This is a genomic window from Sphingomonas sp., from assembly GCF_036388215.1.
In the GTDB taxonomy this organism is placed as follows: domain Bacteria; phylum Pseudomonadota; class Alphaproteobacteria; order Sphingomonadales; family Sphingomonadaceae; genus Sphingomonas.
The window spans coordinates 1-18,546 of record NZ_DASVSH010000026.1; the positions used below are offsets into that span (position 1 = coordinate 1).

Below are 18,546 nucleotides of genomic sequence, written 5' to 3' on the forward strand. Positions count from 1 at the left end.
GGCCCAGTTGCGCGCGGTGCCGAAAGCCGATGCGATATCGTCGGTGATATCCGCCGAGCCCATCGCGATGGACGCCAGCCCGGCAAGCACGCCGCCCGCGAACACCGAGACATTGGTAACCCCGGCGCCGATCTCGACCAGTGCGACGCCCAGCTCACGTTCTTCGTCGCTCAGGCATGCGAGCCCGGTCGCCACCGGCGCCGCGATGATCGAGCGCACTTCCAGATGCGCCGATCGAACGCAAAGATCGAGATTGCGCACCGGCGAGCCTTCGGTCGCGACGACATGGATGTCGACCCCCAGCCGATCGGCATGCAGCCCGAGCGGGCGCTTGACCCCCGCCAGCCCGTCCACGGTGTAGCGCGTCGGCTGGGCATGCAGCACCATCTTGCCCTGCGGATCGATCGCATCGCGCCCAGCCTTGAGCAGTTCGTCGATGTCCGATTGCTCGATCCGGTGCCCGCCAAGATCGGCTTCCAGCTTGACGATGTCGGAGATCAGCCCGCCCGCCGAGAAACTGACCCACACGTCTTCGATATTTTGCCCGGCGATGCGCTCCGCCTGTTCGACGGCCTCGCGGATCGCGAGCTCGGTGGCCGCCATGTCGGCGACGTAACCGCGCTTGACGCCGCGGCTCTCGCGCTGGCCTGTGCCGAGCACGACAAGCTGCCCGTCATCGGTCTTCTGCGCGATCAGCGCGGAGACCTTGGACGATCCGACGTCCAGCGCCGTGATAAGCCCCTCGGGTGCTACTTTCGCCATGGCCTATGCTCCCCTGATCACTCGACCTGCCCCGCAGGTTGTGGTGCGTTTACCGTGCCTTGCCGCCGAACTACAAGCTTGTCCGGATCGCGCATGTCGAACTCCAGGAAGCCGCGTCCCAGCAAGCGCTGGACGCCGTCACGCTCGGCGAACTTCTTGAACGCGGCAGCCGCTTCCTGTTCGCCCTCGGGCAGCTTCAGCCATTCACCGGTGTCGAAATTGACGTCCCAGCGCCGATTTCCGGTCCACCGTACGGCCCTGACCAGCGGCTTCAGCGCAGGGGCGGTATCCAGGAGCAGGCGGCGCGCGGGCTCCTGCGAATTGGCGCTCTCGCCGATGAGGAGGGGCAGGTCCGGCATCGCTTCGGGGCGCACCGGCTCGAGCGGAACCCCGCGCGGATCGATAAGCATCAATTGCCCGTGATTCTGCCAGATCGCGGCGGGCTTGCGCTCGACGACATCGATGAGCAGCTTGTCCGGGAGCCGCCGCGACACCCGCGCATCCTCGATCCACGGATATTTGAGCAATGCCTGGCGGACCTGCTCTAGGTCGACCAGAGGCATGGCGCGCGATTTCTGACGGAAAGCCTCCTCATAGACCGTCATGCGGTCCATGCGCTTCAGGCCGTCGATCTGGATCTTGTCGACCCGCAAGCCGGCGTCCCCCACCGTCTCCGATACAGCGGTTCCCACCATGCCCGGCACGCCGAACCAGCTGGCCACGCCGAGTACGCCAATCCCCGCGAGCCCGACGATGCTCCACGTCGCGATCCTGGTCAGCGTCGCCTGGCTCACCGGCAGCGCGGCGAGCGCGCGGTCCATCAGGCCCGGCTTCTTCTGCTTGCGCGAAGGCTTGCGCGCGCCGGGCTTGGCCCCGCGCCGCGTCGCCACGTGTTTGGCGGGAGCCCTGCTCACGCCAGCGCCTCGTCCACGATGCGCTGGACCAGTTCTGGATAGGAGATGCCGAGATACCTTGCCTGTTCGGGCACCAGGCTGAGCGGGGTCATGCCCGGCTGGGTGTTCACTTCGAGGAGGAAGAGCCCGTCCACTCCCTGTTCGTCGTCCCAGCGGAAGTCGGAGCGCGACGCGCCCTTGCATCCAAGCAGCCTGTGCGCCTCGCACGCGATCCGCTTGCACGCATCGGTCACGTCATCTGGAATCTTCGCCGGGAAGACATGCTCGGTCAGCCCGTCGGTATATTTGGAATCATAGTCGTAAAAGCCGCTCTTGGGCTTGAGCTCGGTCACCCCAAGCGCCTGATCGCCGAGAACCGCGGTCGTCAGCTCGCGTCCGCGGATGAAGGGCTCGGCGAGCAGCTCGGGAAATTCCTGCCACGGCCCGCGCACGTCGCGCCCGATCGGATTGCCGTAATTTCCTTCCGCGGTGACGATCGCCACGCCGACCGACGAGCCTTCGTTGACCGGCTTGAGCACATAGGGACGCGGCAGCGGGTCACGCTCGTACAACTCCTCGCTGCGCACCATCCGCCCGCCGGGCATCGGAATGCCATGCGGAATCAGCGCCTGCTTGGTCAGCTGCTTGTCGATCGCGATCACCGAAGTGACGAGGCCCGAATGGGTGTATTTGAGGCCCATAAGGTCCAGCATTCCCTGCACCGTGCCGTCCTCGCCGGGGGTGCCGTGGAGCGCATTGAAGACGACATCGGGTTTCGTGGCCGCGAGCTTGGCCGCAACGTCGCGATCCATGTCGATGCGGGTCACCTGATGGCCCAGGCTTTCCAGAGCCTCGGCAATGCCCGCGCCCGACATCAGGGAGACTTCGCGCTCGGCCGACCAGCCGCCCATCAGGACTGCCACGTGCAACTTACTCACCTGAAACCCCCACAGCGCCCTTGTTGCCGACACGCTGGATTTCCCATTCCAGCTCGATACCCGACTGCGCCTTCACCTTGTCGCGGACTTCCTCGCCCAGCGCCTCGATATCGGCGGAGGAAGCATTGCCCAGATTGAGCAGGAAATTGCAGTGCTTTTCGCTCACCTGCGCATCGCCCCGCCGCAAACCGCGGCAGCCGGCGGCGTCGATGAGGGCCCAGGCCTTGTGCCCGTCCGGATTCTTGAAGGTCGAGCCCCCGGTCTTCGAGCGCAACGGCTGCGATTCCTCGCGCGCGGCGGCTATCCGGTCCATTTCCACCTGGATCTGCGCAGGGTCACCGGGGACGCCACGAAACGTGGCGCTGACCACGATCGCGCCGCGCGGCAATTCGCTATGGCGATAGGTGTAGCCGAGATCATCGAGCGCCAGCGTGCACAGCTCGCCCGAGCGCAGGACCACTGCGCATTCCACAAGGATATCCCGCGTTTCGCGGCCATAGGCGCCGCCGTTCATTCGCACGAATCCGCCTACGGTGCCCGGGATCGAGCGCAGGAATTCCACGCCCGCAATGCCCGCGTCCCGTGCATTGGACGAAACCAGGATACCCGAGGCGCCGCCGCCGCACTTCAGCGTCAGTCCGTCCGCCTCGACCGTCGCAAACGCCTTGCCCAGCCGCACGACCACGCCCGGCACGCCGCCGTCCCGCACGATCATGTTCGAGCCCAACCCAAGCCCCATCACCGGCACCGCCGGATCGAGCGCGTAGAGGAAGTCGCTCAGGTCCTTCACGTCCGCTGGCTCGAACAGCCATTCCGCCGCGCCGCCGCTCTTGAACCACACGAGCGGCGCGAGCGCCGCGCCGTGGGTCAATCGCCCGCGCACCGGGGGCATGGCGTAGCAAGTGTTCAACGCGCTGCCTCGATGCCTACCGCCAGGCCCGCCGCCCATTTTGTGATATCGCCCGCGCCCAGGCAGACGACCATATCGCCGGGCATCACGACCTCGGCCAACGCCTCCGTCAGCGCCGCTGCGTTGCCGACGGCATGCACCGAACGATGCCCGCGCCTGCGCACGCCCTCCACCAAAACCTCCGAACTCACGCCCTCGATCGGCAATTCGCCCGCGGCATAGACCGGCGTCACATAGACCATGTCGGCGTCGTTGAAGGCTTGCGCGAAGTCTTCCATCAGATTGCCCAGCCGGCTGAACCGGTGCGGCTGCATCACGGCGATCACCCTGCCCTCGGCGCTCTCGCGCGCGGCGGCCAGAACTGCGCGGATCTCGACAGGATGGTGCCCGTAATCGTCAATAATCGTCACGCCGCCCGCCTCGCCCACCTTGGTGAAACGGCGCTTGACCCCGTCGAAGCGCGCAAAGCCCTTCTGGATCGTCACGTCGGGTATGCCGAGCTCGAGCGCGACGCCGATCGCGGCGAGCGCGTTCTGGACATTGTGCCGGCCCGGCATCGGCAGCTCGATCCCTTCAATCGAGCGGACGCTGCCGTCGCGCTGCCGAATGATCGCCTCGAAGCGGTTACCCCCGGAATGCGGCGTGACGTTCACTCCGCGCACGTCGGCCGATGCCGCGAAGCCATAGGTTACGATCCTGCGGTCCCGGACGCGCGGAATGATCGCCTGAACCTCCGGATGATCGAGGCACAGCAGCGCCGCCCCATAAAAGGGCACGTTCTCGACGAACTCGACATAGGCGTCCTTGGCCCTGTCGAACGAGCCATAATGGTCGAGATGCTCGGGATCGATGTTGGTCACCACGGCGATCGTGCCGTCGAGCCGCAGGAAGCTGCCGTCGCTCTCGTCCGCCTCGATCACCATCCATTCGCTGGCGCCAAGTCGTGCGTTGGAGCCATATTGGTTGATGATCCCGCCATTGATCACGGTCGGATCCACGCCCCCTGCATCCAGCAGGGCCGCGATCATCGAAGTCGTCGTCGTCTTGCCGTGCGTCCCCGCCACCGCGACGGTGGACTTCAAGCGCATCAATTCTGCCAGCATCTCGGCGCGGCGCACCACGGGAATGCGGCGCTCGTACGCGGCCTCCACCTCGGGATTGGTGCGCACGATCGCCGTGGAAGTCACCACCACCGCCGCATCGCCGAGATTGCCGGCATCGTGCCCGATCGTGACCTTGATCCCGCGATCCCGCAGGCCCTGGATCACATAGCCCTCTGCGACGTCGGATCCCTGCACCGAATAGCCAAGATTGTGCATCACTTCGGCGATGCCAGACATGCCGATGCCGCCGATGCCGACGAAATGGATCGTGCCGATATCGGTCGCTACGCCCTTCACGCAAAGGCCTCCCGGCCGGTCTGCATCTGCTTGGCGACTCGTCTCACCCCGATCGGCGCGGTCGGAGCGTGGATCGATTCGACCAGGTCGGCCAGATCGCGCGCCGCGTGCGGACGGCCGCAGCTCTTGGCGCGCGCCGCCGCGTTTTCAAGCCCCTGGGTGTCCAGCCCCAATTTCTGGATCTGCTTGGCAAGTTCGGGGGCGGTGAAGGCGCGTTGGGGAATCGTCCGAGCACCGCCCGCCTCGGTTATCTCGCGGGCGTTCGCGGTCTGGTGATCGTCGGTCGCGCTCGGCAGCGGCACCAGGATCGCAGGCCGTCCCGCCGCGGTCAGCTCGGAAATCGTCGAAGCGCCAGCGCGCGCGATCACGATATGCGCCCAGGCAAGATGCTCGGGCATATCTGGCAGGTAAGTGGCGATGTCCGCAGGAATGTCGTGCGCGCGGTATTTGGCGCGCACCAGTTCGATATCCTCCACGCGCGCCTGATGCGTCACTTGCATCCGCCGGCGGAAATGCACCGGCAGCAGCGCCAGCCCGTCCGGCACGACTTGGCTGAGGATCGATGCCCCCTGACTCCCCCCGGTTACCAGCACACGGAATATCCCGTCTTCGTCGAGCATCGGATAAGGGCGGTTGCGCAGGTCCAGGATAGCCTCGCGCACCGGATTGCCCACGAGGTGCGTCTTGGCCTTCCAGCCCGGCTTCATCCGCTCGACATCTTCGCAGGAGGTGGCGATGGCATCGACCTTGCCCGCCACGAAGCGGTTCACGCGGCCAAGCACTGCGTTTTGCTCATGGATGATCGTCGGGATGCCCGAGCGGAATGCCGCCAGCAGGGCCGGCAGCGCCGGATAGCCGCCAAAGCCGATCACGGCCGAGGGACGCAATTCCTTATAGAGCCGTCGCGCCATCGAGCGCCCCGCAATGATCTTCCCCGCCGCGCGGATATAGCCGAGCACTCCCCCGCTTATCCGGCCCGCGGGCAGCACATGCGTCTCGACATCCTCGAACAGCCCGGGAAAGCGCACGCCGCGATCGTCGCTCACCAGCGCCACATGGTGGCCCCGGCTGGCCAGTTCGACCGCGAGAGCCGCTGCGGGGACCATATGTCCGCCCGTGCCGCCTGCGGCGAGGACATAGCTGCGCGTATTCGTCATGTCGTGCTCCAGCGGCCCGTATAGGGAGACCGCTTCAGATACGGGTTTCGCCGCGTGAAGGCGAGAAGCAACCCGAAGCCGATCGACAATGCCACCATCGACGATCCGCCATAGGATATGAAGGGCAAGGTCATGCCCTTGCTCGGGGCGATCCCGGTGTTCACCGCCATGTTGATCAGCGCCTGCACGCCGAACTGCGCGGCCAGGCCCGCCGCTGCGAGCAGGCGGAACGCATCCTCTTCGTCCAGCAGCTTCATGAACACCCGGATGACGATGGCCAGATAGACGATCGCGATCACTGCGCAGGCGATCAGCCCGAATTCCTCGCCGATCACCGAGAAGATATAGTCGGTATGCGCCTCCGGCAGCTTGAACTTTACCTGGCCGCTTCCGGGTCCGGTCCCGGTCAGCCCGCCCGCAGCAAGCGTGTCGTGCGCAACCTCGACCTGATAGCGATCGGCGAGCGCTGCCTCCTTGGTGGGGAACAGGAAGTTGTCGATGCGCGTGCGGGCGGTGGCATAGAAGACATAGGCCGCGATGACGAGCGCGAACGCGGTTCCGGCCAGCGCGCCGATTGCGATCGGCGAGATGCCGGCGATCGTCAGCAGGATCAGCCAGACGGTGCCGAACACGATCGTCTGGCCGAAATCGGGCTGCAGCATCAGCAGCACCGCGATCAGCGCGACCACGCCGCCGGTGATCACCATCACCGGAAGTTGCGGGTCCTTCGCGCGAAAAGACAATATCCAGGCGGTGGAGACGATGAACAGCGGCTTGAGGAACTCGGAGGGCTGGATGTCGGATACGCCCAGGTTGATCCAGCGCTTCGCCCCGTTCACTTCGGCGCCGATGAACGGCACGACCATCAGCATGGCGACGCATATGCCCGTCCCGATCAGCGACAGCCGCCGCGCCAGCGTGATCGGCAGCATCGAGACCCCGATCAGCACCGGCACCGAGACGCAGACCCAAACCAGCTGCCGCCAGAAATAATACATCGCCGGCATGATGTGCGTCGCGTCCGAATAGCGTCGCGCCGTAGCGGGTGACGCCGCCGCCACCGCCACCAGCCCGATGGCGATCAGCAGGAACGCCAGCAGCATCAGCACGCGATCGACTTCCCAGAACCACAAGCCCGCGCGGCTGTTGCTCGCGCGCCCGAGCTGCTTGCTCACGCGGCTGCGGACGAGTTCGGTGCCCGGGGCCTCGTCGTTCATGCCAGTGCCGCCACGGCATCGCGAAACGCCTGTCCCCGCGCTTCATAATCCTTGAATTGGTCGAACGAAGCGCAAGCCGGAGACAGCAATACGGTCTCGCCCGGCTTCGCATTGGCGGCCGCCGCGTTAACCGCCGCCGCCAGCGTGCCGCTTTCCTCGACGGGCATGTCGGGGGCGAGCAGCTTGGCGAACATGCTCCCCGCCTCGCCGATCGTATAGGCGCGCGCAACATGGGGAAATCCCGGACGGCAGGCGTCGAGATTGTCAGTCTTGGCGAGCCCCCCAACGATCCAATGCACACGCGGATAAGCCGAAAGCGCCGGCGCGGTTGAATCGGGATTGGTAGCCTTGCTGTCATTGACGAACAGCACGCCATTGCGCGTGGCTACGCGCTCCATGCGGTGCGGCAGGCCGGGGAAGGTCTCAAGCCCCTTGTCGATCGCCGCCCTCGCGATTCCGAGTGCTTCGCACGCCGCGATCGCCGCAAGCGCGTTCTGCGCATTGTGCGGCCCCTGCAGCGCCGGCCAGCGCGACTGATCCATGCACAGACCGGGCGCGATCTTGGTGAGATGCGCGCCGCGCGAAGAAAGCGAACGCGCAATCGCGGCGCTCGGCGTGTCGCCGATGCCGATCACCGCATCATGCTCGGGCGATTGCATCCCGAACAGCCGCGCCTTTGAATCGGCATAAGCCTCGAACCCGTCATAGCGGTCGAGATGGTCGGGCGTGATGTTGAGCAGCACCGCCACATCGCAATCCAGGCTGGTGGTCAAGTCGATCTGATAGCTCGAAAGCTCGAGTACATAGACGCCGCCCGCCGGAAGCGAGTCGCGCCCAAGGATCGGGAGGCCGATATTGCCGCCCGCCAGGCTCGGCAAGCCCGCGGCCTCACAGATGTGGTGGATCAGCGCCGTGGTGGTCGATTTGCCGTTCGTTCCCGTGATGCCGACGACCTTGTGCGGAGGCAGATCAGTCTGCGCCTGGGCGAACAGCTCCACATCACCGATGATCGGCACGCGCGCGGTCGCCGCATGGGCGCGGATCGGGTGCTTGTTGAGGGGGACGCCCGGGGAAACGACGATCCCGTCGAAGCCGGTGAGGTCGATCTCCAGCGGATCGGCAACAATAAGCCCCTCCCCTTCAGGGGAGGGGTTGGGGTGGGGCATGTCAGTCTCATCGGGGCCATCGCTCGTGGACAGGCCCCACCCCCAACCCCTCCCCTGAAGAGGAGGGGCTTGAAGAAGAGCATACCGCGCAGCTTTATTCGAATCCCACGCGACAACGCTCGCCCCGCCCGCCAGTAAGGCATTCACCGTCGCCAGCCCCGAGCGCGCAAGCCCGAGCACCGCATAGCGCTTGCCCGTCCAGGCCCGGGAAACGATCACCGAAGCTTCAGCGTCGCGAGCCCCGCCAGCGCCAGCACGAACGCGATGATCCAGAAGCGGATCACGACGGTGGGCTCGGACCAGCCGAGCTGCTCGAAATGATGATGAATAGGCGCCATCTTGAAGACCCGCTTGCCGGTGCGCTTGAAGAAGAATACCTGGATGATGACGCTCAGCGCCTCCATCACGAACAGTCCGCCGATGATGCCGAGCACCAGCTCGTGATGCGCGGTGACGGCGATCGCGCCCAACGCCCCGCCCAGGGCCAGGCTCCCGGTATCGCCCATGAACACCGCGGCGGGCGGCGCATTGAACCACAGGAATGCCAGCCCTCCGCCGATCATCGCGCCGCAGAAGATCGCCAGGTCGCCAGCGCCGGGGATGTGGGGAATCCCCAGATATGTCGCGAAGACCTTGTTGCCCGCCAGATAGACGATCAGCATGAATGCCATGCTCGCTATCACCACCGGCATCGTCGCCAGCCCATCTAGTCCGTCGGTCAAGTTCACGGCGTTGCCGAATGCGACGATCGTGAAGGCCGCGAAGGGGATGTAGAACCAGCCCAGATCCGGGTGAATCCAGCTGATGAAGGGCACATAGAGGACCGTGTTGCTCTGCGACACGATGATCCAGCTCGCGATACCGGCGATCAGGAATTCGCCGAGCAGCCGCACCTTGCCCGATACCCCGGCGGTGCTGGCCTTCTTCACCTTGTCGTAGTCGTCGAGGAAACCGATCATGCCGAAGCCGAAGGTGACGAACATGCAGGCCCACACGTAAGCGTTGGTGAGGTCCATCCACAGCAATACCGACAGCATCAGGCTGGTGAGGATCATCAGCCCGCCCATCGTCGGCGTGCCGCGCTTCGCCAGATGCGTCTGCGGCCCGTCGTCGCGGATCGGCTGACCCTTGCCCTGGCGGACGCGCAGCCAGCCGATGAACTTCGGCCCGATGATCAGCCCGATCACCAGGGCCGTCGCCACGGCTCCGCCCGAGCGGAATGAGAGATAGCGAAAGAGATTGAGGATGCCCGGAAAGCCCAGCCATTCTGCAATGAGATACAGCATCAGGCAGGAGCCCTTTCCGTCAGCGCCGCGACGATCGTAGACAGCCGCACGCCGTTAGACCCCTTGACCAGAACCGCGTCGCCCGGCGCAAGCACTGCCTCCAGCCGCTCGCGTGCCGCCGCCGCGTCGGGCACATGGACGAAATCGATCCGGCCCTCAAGCGCTTCCGCAAGGGGGCTCATCGCCTCGCCGACGAGGATTGCATAATCCACCCCAGCGGCCTCGATCGGTCCCGAAAGCTCGGCATGGAATGCCTCTGAGTGCTCGCCCAGTTCGCGCATTTCGCCCAGCACGGCGATCTTGCGGCCCGCCTCCTGCGCCAGCACCTGGAGCGTCGCGCGCATCGATGCCGGATTGGCATTGTAGCTCTCGTCGATGACCAGCGCCTCGCCACTTCCCGCGGCAACCGCCAGTCGCGCGCCTCGCCCCGCGAGACCGCCCAGCTCGGCCAGCGCGAGGCCCGCCATTTCGAGATCCCCTTCCACGGCATCGACCGCGGCAAGGATCGCCATTGCGTTGGACACCCAATGCCCCCCGGGCTGCGCGAGCGTGAAACTCAGCTCGCGGCGCAGCACCCTGGCCGTGACGAAGGTCCCTCCCGCACGGGCGCGCATCGATTCGAGCACGTGCACATCGGCGCCCTCGCCCAGCCCGAACGTCACGATATGCTCGGCGTGCGGCCGGGCAGCCGCGATCAGCCGATCGCGATGCGGGCTGTCGAAGGGAATGATCGCGGTCCCGCCCGGCTCCAGCCCGGTGAATATTTCGCCCTTCGCGTCCGCAATGGCGCTTTCGTCGCGGAAAAAACCCATATGCGCAGGCGCGATGGTCGTAACTACCGCTACGTGCGGCCGGACCAGCCTGGTCAGCGCCGTCAGTTCCCCGGCATGATTCATCCCCATTTCGAACACGCCGAACCGCGCGGTGCGCGGCATCCGCGCAAGGCTCAGCGGCACGCCGACATGGTTGTTGTAGCTCTTGACCGAACGGTGGGCATAGCCCGGCTCGATCCGATCGAGCGCCGCGAACAGCGCCTCCTTGGTGCCGGTCTTCCCCGCCGATCCGGTCACCCCGATCACCTTGGCCGAACTCCGCGCGCGCGCCGCCCGCCCCAGCGCATCGAGTGCTGCGGCAGTGTCACTCACCATTACGTGCGGGTGCGGCGTCTGGGAGTGAACGACCGCACCCGCAGCCCCTTGGCCAAATGCCTGGTCCAGATAGAGGTGGCCATCGCTGGCCTCCCCCTTCAGCGCCAGGAAAAGGTCGCCAGGGCCGACCTCGCGGGAATCGAACGTGACTCCCGAAACTTCGAAATCATCGCTCGCGGAGCCCCCCGTGGCGGAGGCGATCTCGACGGAGGTCCAGAGCCTCACTTCTCCTCTCCCGCTTGCGGGAGGGGTCGGGGGAGGGCGTGTCCGCACACGATGCGCTTCGAGGAGGACAGCCCCTCCCCTGACCCCTCCCGCAAGCGGGAGGGGGACTTTAGTTCCCAGCCCCTCACGCCGCGCATTCCCGCGCCACGGTTACGTCGTCGAAGGGCAGCACGCGGTCGCCCACGATCTGCCCCTGCTCATGCCCCTTGCCCGCGAGCAGCACGATGTCGCCAGCCTCGGCCATGCCGATTGCGGCGGCGATCGCCTCGCGCCGCCCGCCGATCTCGATCGCGCCCGGTGAGCCCTTGAGCACTTCCGCGCGGATCGCGGCCGGGTCCTCTGAGCGTGGGTTGTCGTCGCTCACGATCACCACGTCCGCGCCCGCGGCAGCAGCCTGCCCCATCGGCTCGCGCTTGCCGGTGTCGCGGTCGCCGCCGGCGCCGAACATCAGGATCAGTCGTCCGGTAGTATGCGGCTTCAGCGCCGCGATCGCCGCTTCGAGCGCGTCGGGAGTGTGCGCATAATCGACATAGACCGGGGCGCCGCTCTGGGTGATGACCGCACGCTCCAAGCGCCCCCGCACCGGCTGGAGTCGCGCGAGATTGGCTATGGTCGCGGCTACTTCGCCCCCGGTGGCGATCACCAGCCCCGCTGCGGTCAGCGCATTTGCGGCCTGGTATGCGCCGATCAGCGGCAACGTCACTTCGTAGATGCTGCCCTCGGCCTCGATCTTCAGCCCCTGGCCCAGCAGGCTCGGCTCGCGGCCGACGAGCCGCAGCGTTTCGCCATGCTCGCCCACCGTGATCAGCCGGTTGCCGCGTGCGCGCGCCAATTCCTCCACGCGCGGAGAATTCTCGTCATCCGCCCACACCACCGCCGTGCCGTCCGCGTCGAGCACTTCGCAGAACAGCCGCAGCTTGGCGTGGAAATAGGCCGCCATGTCCCCGTGATAATCGAGATGGTCACGACTCAAGTTTGTGAACGCGGCCGCGCGTACCGGTAATCCCTCGGTGCGATATTGCGACAGGCCGTGCGACGATGCCTCGAACGCGACATGCGTCACGCCTTCGCGCGCCAGCCCGGCGACGTTGGAGAGAAAGGTCACGATATCGGGCGTCGTCAGTCCGGTGGAGACGCTTTCGTCCGACGTGGTGACGCCCAGCGTGCCGATCGATGCGGCATGGTGCCCCGCCATCCGCCAGAGCTGCCGCGTCATCTCGACCGTCGAGGTCTTGCCGTTGGTCCCGGTCACCGCCGCCACGGTATCCGGAAACGGCGCGAAGAAGCGCGCGGCGAGCGAAGCGAACAATTCGCGCGGATTGTCCGATGCCAGATGCGCGGCGCCTTCGACCACGACCCCCGGCCGTGACACGATCGCCACCGCGCCCGCCTTCAGCGCCGCGGGGATATAGTCCTCCCCGTTCACCTGCGTGCCCTGAAAAGCGCCGAAGACCGTGCCCGGCGCAACCTTGCGGTGGTCAATCGCGAAGCCCGTGACAATGTCGGTTTCCGCGCCGCCGGTCAGCGCGCCCAGCTTCATCGGTCGGAAGCCTCGACGCCGTGCGGGCCTGTCCAGATCAGCGATTTGACGTCGGCGAGCTGTATATCGCGGGTGGCATCGGGCACGACGCCCAGCAGCGGCCCAGTGCGCGTCACGACACGCGCGACGACGGGCGCGGCGGTCCAGCCGGCGGTGCGCTGGCCGGCGGATTCCTTGTTGCCGATGGGCGAGTCGAGCATTGCGACCACCACATAGCGCGGCGCGTCCATCGGGAAAGCCGCCGCGAAGGTGGAAACGTTCATATTGGCCGAGTAACCCTTTTCGCCCGGCTTTTCCGCGGTGCCCGTCTTGCCGCCGACACGGTAGCCCGGGGCATCCGCATGCTTTCCGGTTCCCTCGGTGACGATCAGGCGCAGCAACTGGCGCATCCGCGCGCTGGTCGCCTCGGAAAGCACGCGGCGGCCCTCGGGAGCCTTTCCGGCAGTGCGGAGCATCGTCGCGGGGCGATAGATGCCCCCGTTCACCAGCGTGGCATAGGACATGGCGAGCTGGATCGGCGTAACCGCGATGCCGTGTCCATAGGCCGTGGTCATCGTCGTGAGGCGTCCCCAAAAGGCGGGCCACAAGGTGGGCGCCTTCTCGATCTCGATCTCGGGCGCCTTGTCGAATCCCAATGCGCGGAACATCGCCTCCAGCGGCTTTTGGCCCATCAGGTCGGCGATCCGGGCGGTGGCGATGTTCGAAGAATAGACCAGCGTTTCGGGTATGTTGAGAAAGCGCCGCTGGGGATGATCGTCGCGGATGTGGAAGCGCCCGATCGCCAGCGGCTCGATTGCGTCGAAGCGCCGCGACATCGAAGTCACCGTGCCGCTCTCGATCGCCGCCGCCATTGCGATCGGCTTGAAGGTGGATCCCAGCTCGTAGCGCGCCTGAGTCACGTTGTTGCGCGGGACCACGCCTTCGATCTCGTTGGGATTGAAGCTGGGCAGCGAGACCATCGCGACCACTTCGCCGGTGTGCACATCCAGGATCACTCCCGCCGCGCCCTGCGCCTGAAACGATGTCATCGCATTGGCGAGTTCATTCTCGAGCGCGGCCTGAACCCGCAGGTCGAGCGACAAGGGCACTGGCTTGCCCCTGCGCGCGGGATCGGTCAGCTGCGCGTCGAGCACGCGCTCCATGCCGTATTTGCCGTGGCCCGAAACGTCGAGAAATCCGAGCACATGCGCGGCAAGCGCCGACTGCGGATATAGCCGATCGGGCTCGCGCTGGAATTCGATCGCCGGCTCGCCCAGCGCGTTGACTGCGTTCACTGCTTCGGGAAGCGCGCGACGCTTGATATAGGCAAAGCTGCTGCCCGAATTGAGCAAGGCGTAATAAGTCCCCGCGCTCTTTTCCGGGAAGAGTTCGGCAAGCCGTTGCGCCAGCGCGCCCTTGTCGCCGATCACTTTGTCTGGATGCACCGCGATGGCCCAGGCATCGATCGAGCGCGCCAGCGGCGCACCGTTGCGATCGACGATATCGCCGCGCGGCGGGATCAGCGTCGCGGCCAGATCGCGCGCCATCGCCGGCTCGGCCCAAAGCGCAAGCAAGGCCAGCTTGCCCACCACCAGCAGCATGCCGAAGCCGAACAGCAGCGACAGGATCATCAGGCGCACCTGGGCGACCGCGACAAGCGCCTGCCGGGCACCGCCCGAACGGCGCCCACGCGCCGGCGGGGCGACGACGACGATCAACGCAGTGACTTCTTCTCGCGCGCAGCCAGTTGCTGAAGGTCGTCGATCGTCGATGCGCTCAGCAGCTTGCTATCCACCATCGCCACCACGCGCTTGTCCGCCCGGTTCATCAGGTTGCGCAATTCCTTGTCCTGCTGGGCCGGGCTCTTGCTCGTCCCTGGGCTGTGCACCGGTTCGGCGGCCGCCGTCACCACCACTGCCGGCGCGGGTTCTACACGCGCGCCGGCCGGCACGATCAGCGAAGCCATCTGCACTTCGGCGGGCTTGTCGAGATCGGCCAGCGCTTCGTCGCTCGCCAGATATTGCTGCGGCGCGGGTGCAGCCATTGCGAGCACGTCGCCGTTCCAGCGCTGAAGCTGCGCCAGGTTCGCCCGCGTGTCGAATTCGGTCTCCAGCCCGCGAATGTCCTTTTGCGCCTGGACGATCGCGGCCTTCACTGCCTCCAGCTTGGCGCGCTCCGCCGCGCCGTGCGAGTTCACCATGTAGCAGGCGGGCGCCACGATCACGCCGCACAGGAACCATCCGATCCCCCTGAATCCCTGAACCGCCATCAGCTTACTCCTTCACTGGCCCAGGGCGCCGCCGCCGTCCGCCGCGCCACGCGCAACGTCGCCGAACGGGCGCGGGGATTACGCGCCACTTCTTCCTCGCCAGGGCGAACGGCCTTGGCGGGGGTCTCGAAACTGGGCTCGGCCTTGGCGGCCTTTGCCGGAAGGTGCCGCGAGCCGGCGGGCTCGCTGCCGCTGCGCTCGCGCAGGAAGCGCTTGACCAGCCGGTCTTCCAGGCTGTGGAAGGTCACCACCGCCAGCCGGCCGCCGGGCTTGAGCACGCGCTCCGCCGCGGCCAGTCCTTCGGCCAATTCGTCGAGCTCGCGATTGATGTGAATGCGCACCGCTTGAAAGGTCCTCGTCGCCGGATCCTTCTTGTCGTGCGGCTTAAATCCTAACGCCTTCCTAACCACGTTTGCTAATTCGGATGTGCGGGTCAGGGGGCGCGCCCGAACGATCGCTCCGGCCACGCGGCGCGAGCGCGGTTCTTCGCCATATTGATAGAGTATGTCGGCGATCTCGGATTCGTCCGCTTCGTTCAGCCACTCGGCCGCCGTCATCCCCTCGCCCGCCATGCGCATATCGAGCGGCCCGTCCTGCTGGAACGAGAAACCGCGCTCGGCCTGGTCGATCTGCATCGAGGAAACCCCGATATCCATCGTCACGCCATCGACCGGGGCCAGTTCGCGGCTGGCCAGCTCGCGCTCCATCTGGCTGAACGGCGCTTCGATCAGCGTGAGTCCGTCATTGCTCGCCGCAAGCGATTGGCCGCTCTCGATCGCTTGGGGATCGCGATCGAAAGCGGCCACCTCGGCACCCCGCTCGAGGATGGCTTGCGTGTAGCCGCCCGCGCCAAAGGTCGCATCCACATGGCGTTCGCCGGGCACGATGGCGAGCGCGTCGACGACTTCGCCGAGCAGCACGGGAATATGGGGCTGAACCGCGGAGCTCACAGCTTCACGCCCTTGGTCTGGCACAGATATTCGCAGATTTCGCGAAGCGCCGGATCCACGTTGGCGGCGCTCATCAGCCGCTCTGGCGACCATATGTCAAAGGTTTCGCCCGATCCGTAAAACAGCGCCCACTTGTCGATGCCGGCCTTGGCTCGGAAGAATGGCGGGATGACGAAGCGGCCGCTGTCGTCGTACGGTGCCTTCTCGACCAGGCCGAAGGCGCGTCGCTTGGCGCGCACGTCGGTCTGCTCGCCCAGATCGCCCGCGAGCTGCTGGCGCATGTCGATGCGCTCGTATTTTTCCTTGGACCAGCTTAGATCATGCGCCGAGAGACAAGGATCGAACGGATGCGCGCCCACTACGATCTGGCGGATGTCCGAATTGCGCTCGGCGGCGGCGCGCAGGTCTGCGGGGATGGCGACGCGACCCTTCTGATCGACCGCCTGAAGCGCAAATCCCTCGAAAAGCTCCCGTTCCGCCAAAGCCCAAACCCCATTCGGGCACAGTCTCCCCGTCTCCGGAAGCAGCCTTTGAGCTGCATCCCGGCGGAATCCCCGACGGTGAAAGGGCGTGCCCCCTTAACCATCCTGAGTTACCACAATCAATTGGGGAAACAACGGGAGAAATGGGGATAAAGCGGGAAATTGCCCCACATTTGTTAGAATCGACCGAATGTTTTCAGTATATTCGATATTTGTTCTTGGTTTAGTTTCCTATGGGCTGCTCGAGCGTAGTCGCCATTACTTGAAAGCGTTCGCAGACACGTCGAAACCCACTGACGTAAGAACCCCCGGCAAGTGACGGCAAAACCTTGATTATAGCGTCGCGGGCCGGCTCGATCATCCGAACGGGCGTCGCAGCGCCGTTTACCGAAGAATGGCTGAATCCCGCGAGTCGCGGCGCAGATTCGACAGTATCCGTGGCATGCTAGGGCTGCGGGCGTCGCCCCGCGTTCCGCCTCTGGCCCGCCGTCGTTTCCACCGCTTCGGTCGCTCCCGTGCTCGGCGTCACGCCCATCTCGGCGAGCGGCTCGTCCTTGCCCTTTTCGGCCACGGTATTGGCCCCGCCGCCGTCGGTCATGTTGGCGACTACAGAAGCATTGGGTGCACCGATCGCGGCCACGGGATCATCGCGATTGGCAGCCGAAAAGATCGCGCTGGCCAGCCCGATCAACACCAGCACGATCAGCAGGCCGGTCATCCCGACCCGTACTCGCTGCATCGCCTGGGCAGAATCCTGATGCGTTCCCGGCTTCATAGCTGTGGCATAAAAGTAACGCGTTAACGACGGCTTGTCGAGCCAATCGGTCAGTTCGGCGCGAGCCATGATGGGACAGGCAGTCCCTTGGCCCTCAGCCATTCGCCATTATACAGCGTTGAAAGATAACGAAATCCAGTATCGCACAGCACCGTGACGATGCGCTTGCCCGGTCCCAATTGCTGCGCCAGCCGCACCGCGCCCGCGACGTTGATCCCAGAAGAAAGCCCCAGGCACAGCCCCTCCTCGGAGAGCAGCCGGCTCACCCATTCCATCCCCTCCGCGTCGGAAATCCGGAATTGCGTGTCGATCGGCGCGCCCTCCAGGTTGGCTGTGATCCGCCCCTGCCCGATCCCTTCGGCTACCGAATTTCCCTCCGCCCGCAATTCGCCCCGCGCATAATGTTCGTAGAGCGCCGCGCCGTGTGGGTCGCTCAGCGCGATGCACACCTTCTCGTCCTTCGCCTTCAGCCCCAGTCCGACGCCCGCGAGCGTGCCGCCCGTCCCCACCGAGCAAGTGAAGCCGTGGATGCTGCCTTCCATCTGCGCCCAGATTTCCTCCGCGGTGCCAACAATATGCGCGCGGCGATTGGCGACATTGTCGAATTGGTTGGCCCAGATGGCATTGGGCGTCTCCTCCGCGATCCGGCGCGAAGTATGAACGAAATGTGCGCAATTCGAATAGGGTGCTGCCGGCACCAGCACGAGCTCCGCGCCCAGCGCGCGCAACGTGTCCATCTTCTCCCGGCTCTGCGTCTCGGGCATCACGATTATCGTCTTGTAGCCCTTGGCGTTGGCGACCAGCGCAAGCCCGATGCCGGTATTCCCCGCGGTCCCTTCCACGATCGTCCCGCCCGGCGCGATGGCCCCCCGCTCCTCTGCATCCTGGACGATGAAAAGCGCCGCGCGGTCCTTCACCGACGCGCCAGGGTTGGCGAATTCGCATTTGCCGAAAATGTCGCAGCCGGTCGCTTCGCTCGGGCCTTTGAGGCGCACCAGCGGCGTGTTGCCGATCAGCGCCAGCGTGTCGGGAGAGGTGTGCATGCCCTTAGATAGGGGCGGGAGTGCCCGTGGGGCAAGCAAGCGAAACTATGCGGCCACTCCGGCAGCCTTGAGATGCGGCCCCAGCCGCCCGAACAGCCACAGGAAAAACATCCGATAATCCGAAAACAGCGACCAGAGCGGATAGGTGAAGGTCGCGGGCCGGTTTTTCTCCACTCCGAAATGTGCGGCCCAGGCAAAGCCGTAGCCGGCAATGGGAACCAGCGCCCACCACCAGCCCCCGGCGCCCAGCGCGAGAAACAGGAACCAGAATGTCAGGATGGTGCCCGCATAGTGCATCGCGCGCGTCGCCGGCCTAGCATGTTCGCGAAGGTAATAGGGCCAGAAATCCCGATAGCTGGTGATCGCGCGCGCCATACGCCGAACGCTACTCCGCTTCCGCGGCAAT

At 65.7% G+C, this 18,546-nt stretch carries 18 protein-coding genes; all 18 read right to left on the reverse strand.

Annotation, left to right across the window (positions count from 1 at the left end):
- Positions 1 to 762: cell division protein FtsA (ftsA, locus tag VF617_RS09510; RefSeq protein ID WP_331014644.1), on the reverse strand; the 762-nt coding region annotated here is incomplete at its 3' end.
- Positions 763 to 779: 17 nt separating this feature from the next.
- Complete coding sequence (locus VF617_RS09515; protein ID WP_331014645.1) at positions 780 to 1,676, reverse strand: cell division protein FtsQ/DivIB; 897 nt, start codon at positions 1,674 to 1,676, stop codon at positions 780 to 782.
- Positions 1,673 to 2,584 carry a D-alanine--D-alanine ligase gene (locus VF617_RS09520; RefSeq protein ID WP_331014844.1) on the reverse strand — a complete coding sequence of 304 codons (912 nt, stop codon included), beginning with the start codon at positions 2,582 to 2,584 and terminating at the stop codon, positions 1,673 to 1,675. Before VF617_RS09520 ends, VF617_RS09515 begins: the two co-directional genes overlap by 4 nt.
- 1 nt (position 2,585) lies before the next feature.
- Positions 2,586 to 3,485 carry a UDP-N-acetylmuramate dehydrogenase gene (gene murB / locus VF617_RS09525; protein WP_331014845.1) on the reverse strand — a complete coding sequence of 300 codons (900 nt, stop codon included), beginning with the start codon at positions 3,483 to 3,485 and terminating at the stop codon, positions 2,586 to 2,588.
- Positions 3,486 to 3,499: 14 nt separating this feature from the next.
- A complete protein-coding gene (gene murC / locus VF617_RS09530; protein ID WP_331014646.1) occupies positions 3,500 to 4,903 on the reverse strand; it encodes a UDP-N-acetylmuramate--L-alanine ligase in 1,404 nt (467 codons plus the stop codon).
- Positions 4,900 to 6,060 carry an undecaprenyldiphospho-muramoylpentapeptide beta-N-acetylglucosaminyltransferase gene (murG, locus tag VF617_RS09535; protein WP_331014647.1) on the reverse strand — a complete coding sequence of 387 codons (1,161 nt, stop codon included), beginning with the start codon at positions 6,058 to 6,060 and terminating at the stop codon, positions 4,900 to 4,902. The genes murC and murG overlap by 4 nt, the downstream gene beginning before the upstream one ends.
- Positions 6,057 to 7,277, reverse strand: a complete 1,221-nt coding sequence (locus VF617_RS09540; RefSeq protein ID WP_331014648.1) for a putative peptidoglycan glycosyltransferase FtsW — start codon at positions 7,275 to 7,277, stop codon at positions 6,057 to 6,059. The genes murG and VF617_RS09540 overlap by 4 nt, the downstream gene beginning before the upstream one ends.
- Positions 7,274 to 8,662: a UDP-N-acetylmuramoyl-L-alanine--D-glutamate ligase gene (murD, locus tag VF617_RS09545; RefSeq protein ID WP_331014649.1), complete on the reverse strand. Its 1,389-nt coding sequence runs from the start codon at positions 8,660 to 8,662 to the stop codon at positions 7,274 to 7,276. The genes VF617_RS09540 and murD overlap by 4 nt, the downstream gene beginning before the upstream one ends.
- Positions 8,659 to 9,729: a phospho-N-acetylmuramoyl-pentapeptide-transferase gene (gene mraY, locus VF617_RS09550; protein ID WP_331014650.1), complete on the reverse strand. Its 1,071-nt coding sequence runs from the start codon at positions 9,727 to 9,729 to the stop codon at positions 8,659 to 8,661. The genes murD and mraY overlap by 4 nt, the downstream gene beginning before the upstream one ends.
- Positions 9,729 to 11,102, reverse strand: coding sequence for a UDP-N-acetylmuramoyl-tripeptide--D-alanyl-D-alanine ligase (locus tag VF617_RS09555; RefSeq protein WP_331014651.1), 1,374 nt, complete (start codon positions 11,100 to 11,102; stop codon positions 9,729 to 9,731). Before VF617_RS09555 ends, mraY begins: the two co-directional genes overlap by 1 nt.
- 124 nt (positions 11,103 to 11,226) lie before the next feature.
- Positions 11,227 to 12,642 (reverse strand): UDP-N-acetylmuramoyl-L-alanyl-D-glutamate--2,6-diaminopimelate ligase, encoded by a 1,416-nt coding sequence (locus VF617_RS09560; protein WP_331014652.1) that lies wholly within the window; start codon positions 12,640 to 12,642, stop codon positions 11,227 to 11,229.
- Entirely contained in the window at positions 12,639 to 14,339 is a 1,701-nt protein-coding gene (locus VF617_RS09565) for a penicillin-binding protein 2 (RefSeq protein ID WP_331014653.1), read from the reverse strand. Before VF617_RS09565 ends, VF617_RS09560 begins: the two co-directional genes overlap by 4 nt.
- A complete protein-coding gene (locus VF617_RS09570; protein WP_331014654.1) occupies positions 14,336 to 14,890 on the reverse strand; it encodes a hypothetical protein in 555 nt (184 codons plus the stop codon). The genes VF617_RS09565 and VF617_RS09570 overlap by 4 nt, the downstream gene beginning before the upstream one ends.
- On the reverse strand, positions 14,890 to 15,840 hold the full coding sequence (gene rsmH, locus VF617_RS09575; protein ID WP_331014655.1) for a 16S rRNA (cytosine(1402)-N(4))-methyltransferase RsmH: 951 nt from the start codon (positions 15,838 to 15,840) through the stop codon (positions 14,890 to 14,892). Before rsmH ends, VF617_RS09570 begins: the two co-directional genes overlap by 1 nt.
- Positions 15,837 to 16,322, reverse strand: coding sequence for a division/cell wall cluster transcriptional repressor MraZ (locus tag VF617_RS09580; RefSeq protein ID WP_331014656.1), 486 nt, complete (start codon positions 16,320 to 16,322; stop codon positions 15,837 to 15,839). The genes rsmH and VF617_RS09580 overlap by 4 nt, the downstream gene beginning before the upstream one ends.
- A 445-nt stretch (positions 16,323 to 16,767) precedes the next feature.
- A complete protein-coding gene (locus VF617_RS09585) occupies positions 16,768 to 17,166 on the reverse strand; it encodes a hypothetical protein (protein ID WP_331014657.1) in 399 nt (132 codons plus the stop codon).
- A complete protein-coding gene (locus VF617_RS09590) occupies positions 17,148 to 18,140 on the reverse strand; it encodes a cysteine synthase A (protein WP_331014658.1) in 993 nt (330 codons plus the stop codon). Before VF617_RS09590 ends, VF617_RS09585 begins: the two co-directional genes overlap by 19 nt.
- 45 nt (positions 18,141 to 18,185) lie before the next feature.
- The gene (locus tag VF617_RS09595; protein WP_331014659.1) at positions 18,186 to 18,515 is read right to left on the reverse strand and encodes a DUF962 domain-containing protein; all 330 of its coding nucleotides are present in this window, start codon (positions 18,513 to 18,515) and stop codon (positions 18,186 to 18,188) included.
- Between the last annotated feature and the right edge of the window lie 31 nt (positions 18,516 to 18,546).

What these genes read in the sequence shown, in the direction of transcription:
- VF617_RS09595 (WP_331014659.1), bottom strand. Translation starts at nt 18,515, where the DNA reads ATGGCGCGCGCGATCACCAGCTATCGGGATTTCTGGCCCTATTACCTT.
- VF617_RS09560 (WP_331014652.1), bottom strand. Translation starts at nt 12,642, where the DNA reads ATGAAGCTGGGCGCGCTGACCGGCGGCGCGGAAACCGACATTGTCACG.
- VF617_RS09585 (WP_331014657.1), bottom strand. Translation starts at nt 17,166, where the DNA reads ATGGCTCGCGCCGAACTGACCGATTGGCTCGACAAGCCGTCGTTAACG.
- VF617_RS09540 (WP_331014648.1), bottom strand. Translation starts at nt 7,277, where the DNA reads ATGAACGACGAGGCCCCGGGCACCGAACTCGTCCGCAGCCGCGTGAGC.
- murB (WP_331014845.1), bottom strand. Translation starts at nt 3,485, where the DNA reads ATGCCCCCGGTGCGCGGGCGATTGACCCACGGCGCGGCGCTCGCGCCG.
- VF617_RS09590 (WP_331014658.1), bottom strand. Translation starts at nt 18,140, where the DNA reads ATGCACACCTCTCCCGACACGCTGGCGCTGATCGGCAACACGCCGCTG.
- murG (WP_331014647.1), bottom strand. Translation starts at nt 6,060, where the DNA reads ATGACGAATACGCGCAGCTATGTCCTCGCCGCAGGCGGCACGGGCGGA.
- mraY (WP_331014650.1), bottom strand. Translation starts at nt 9,729, where the DNA reads ATGCTGTATCTCATTGCAGAATGGCTGGGCTTTCCGGGCATCCTCAAT.
- VF617_RS09570 (WP_331014654.1), bottom strand. Translation starts at nt 14,890, where the DNA reads ATGGCGGTTCAGGGATTCAGGGGGATCGGATGGTTCCTGTGCGGCGTG.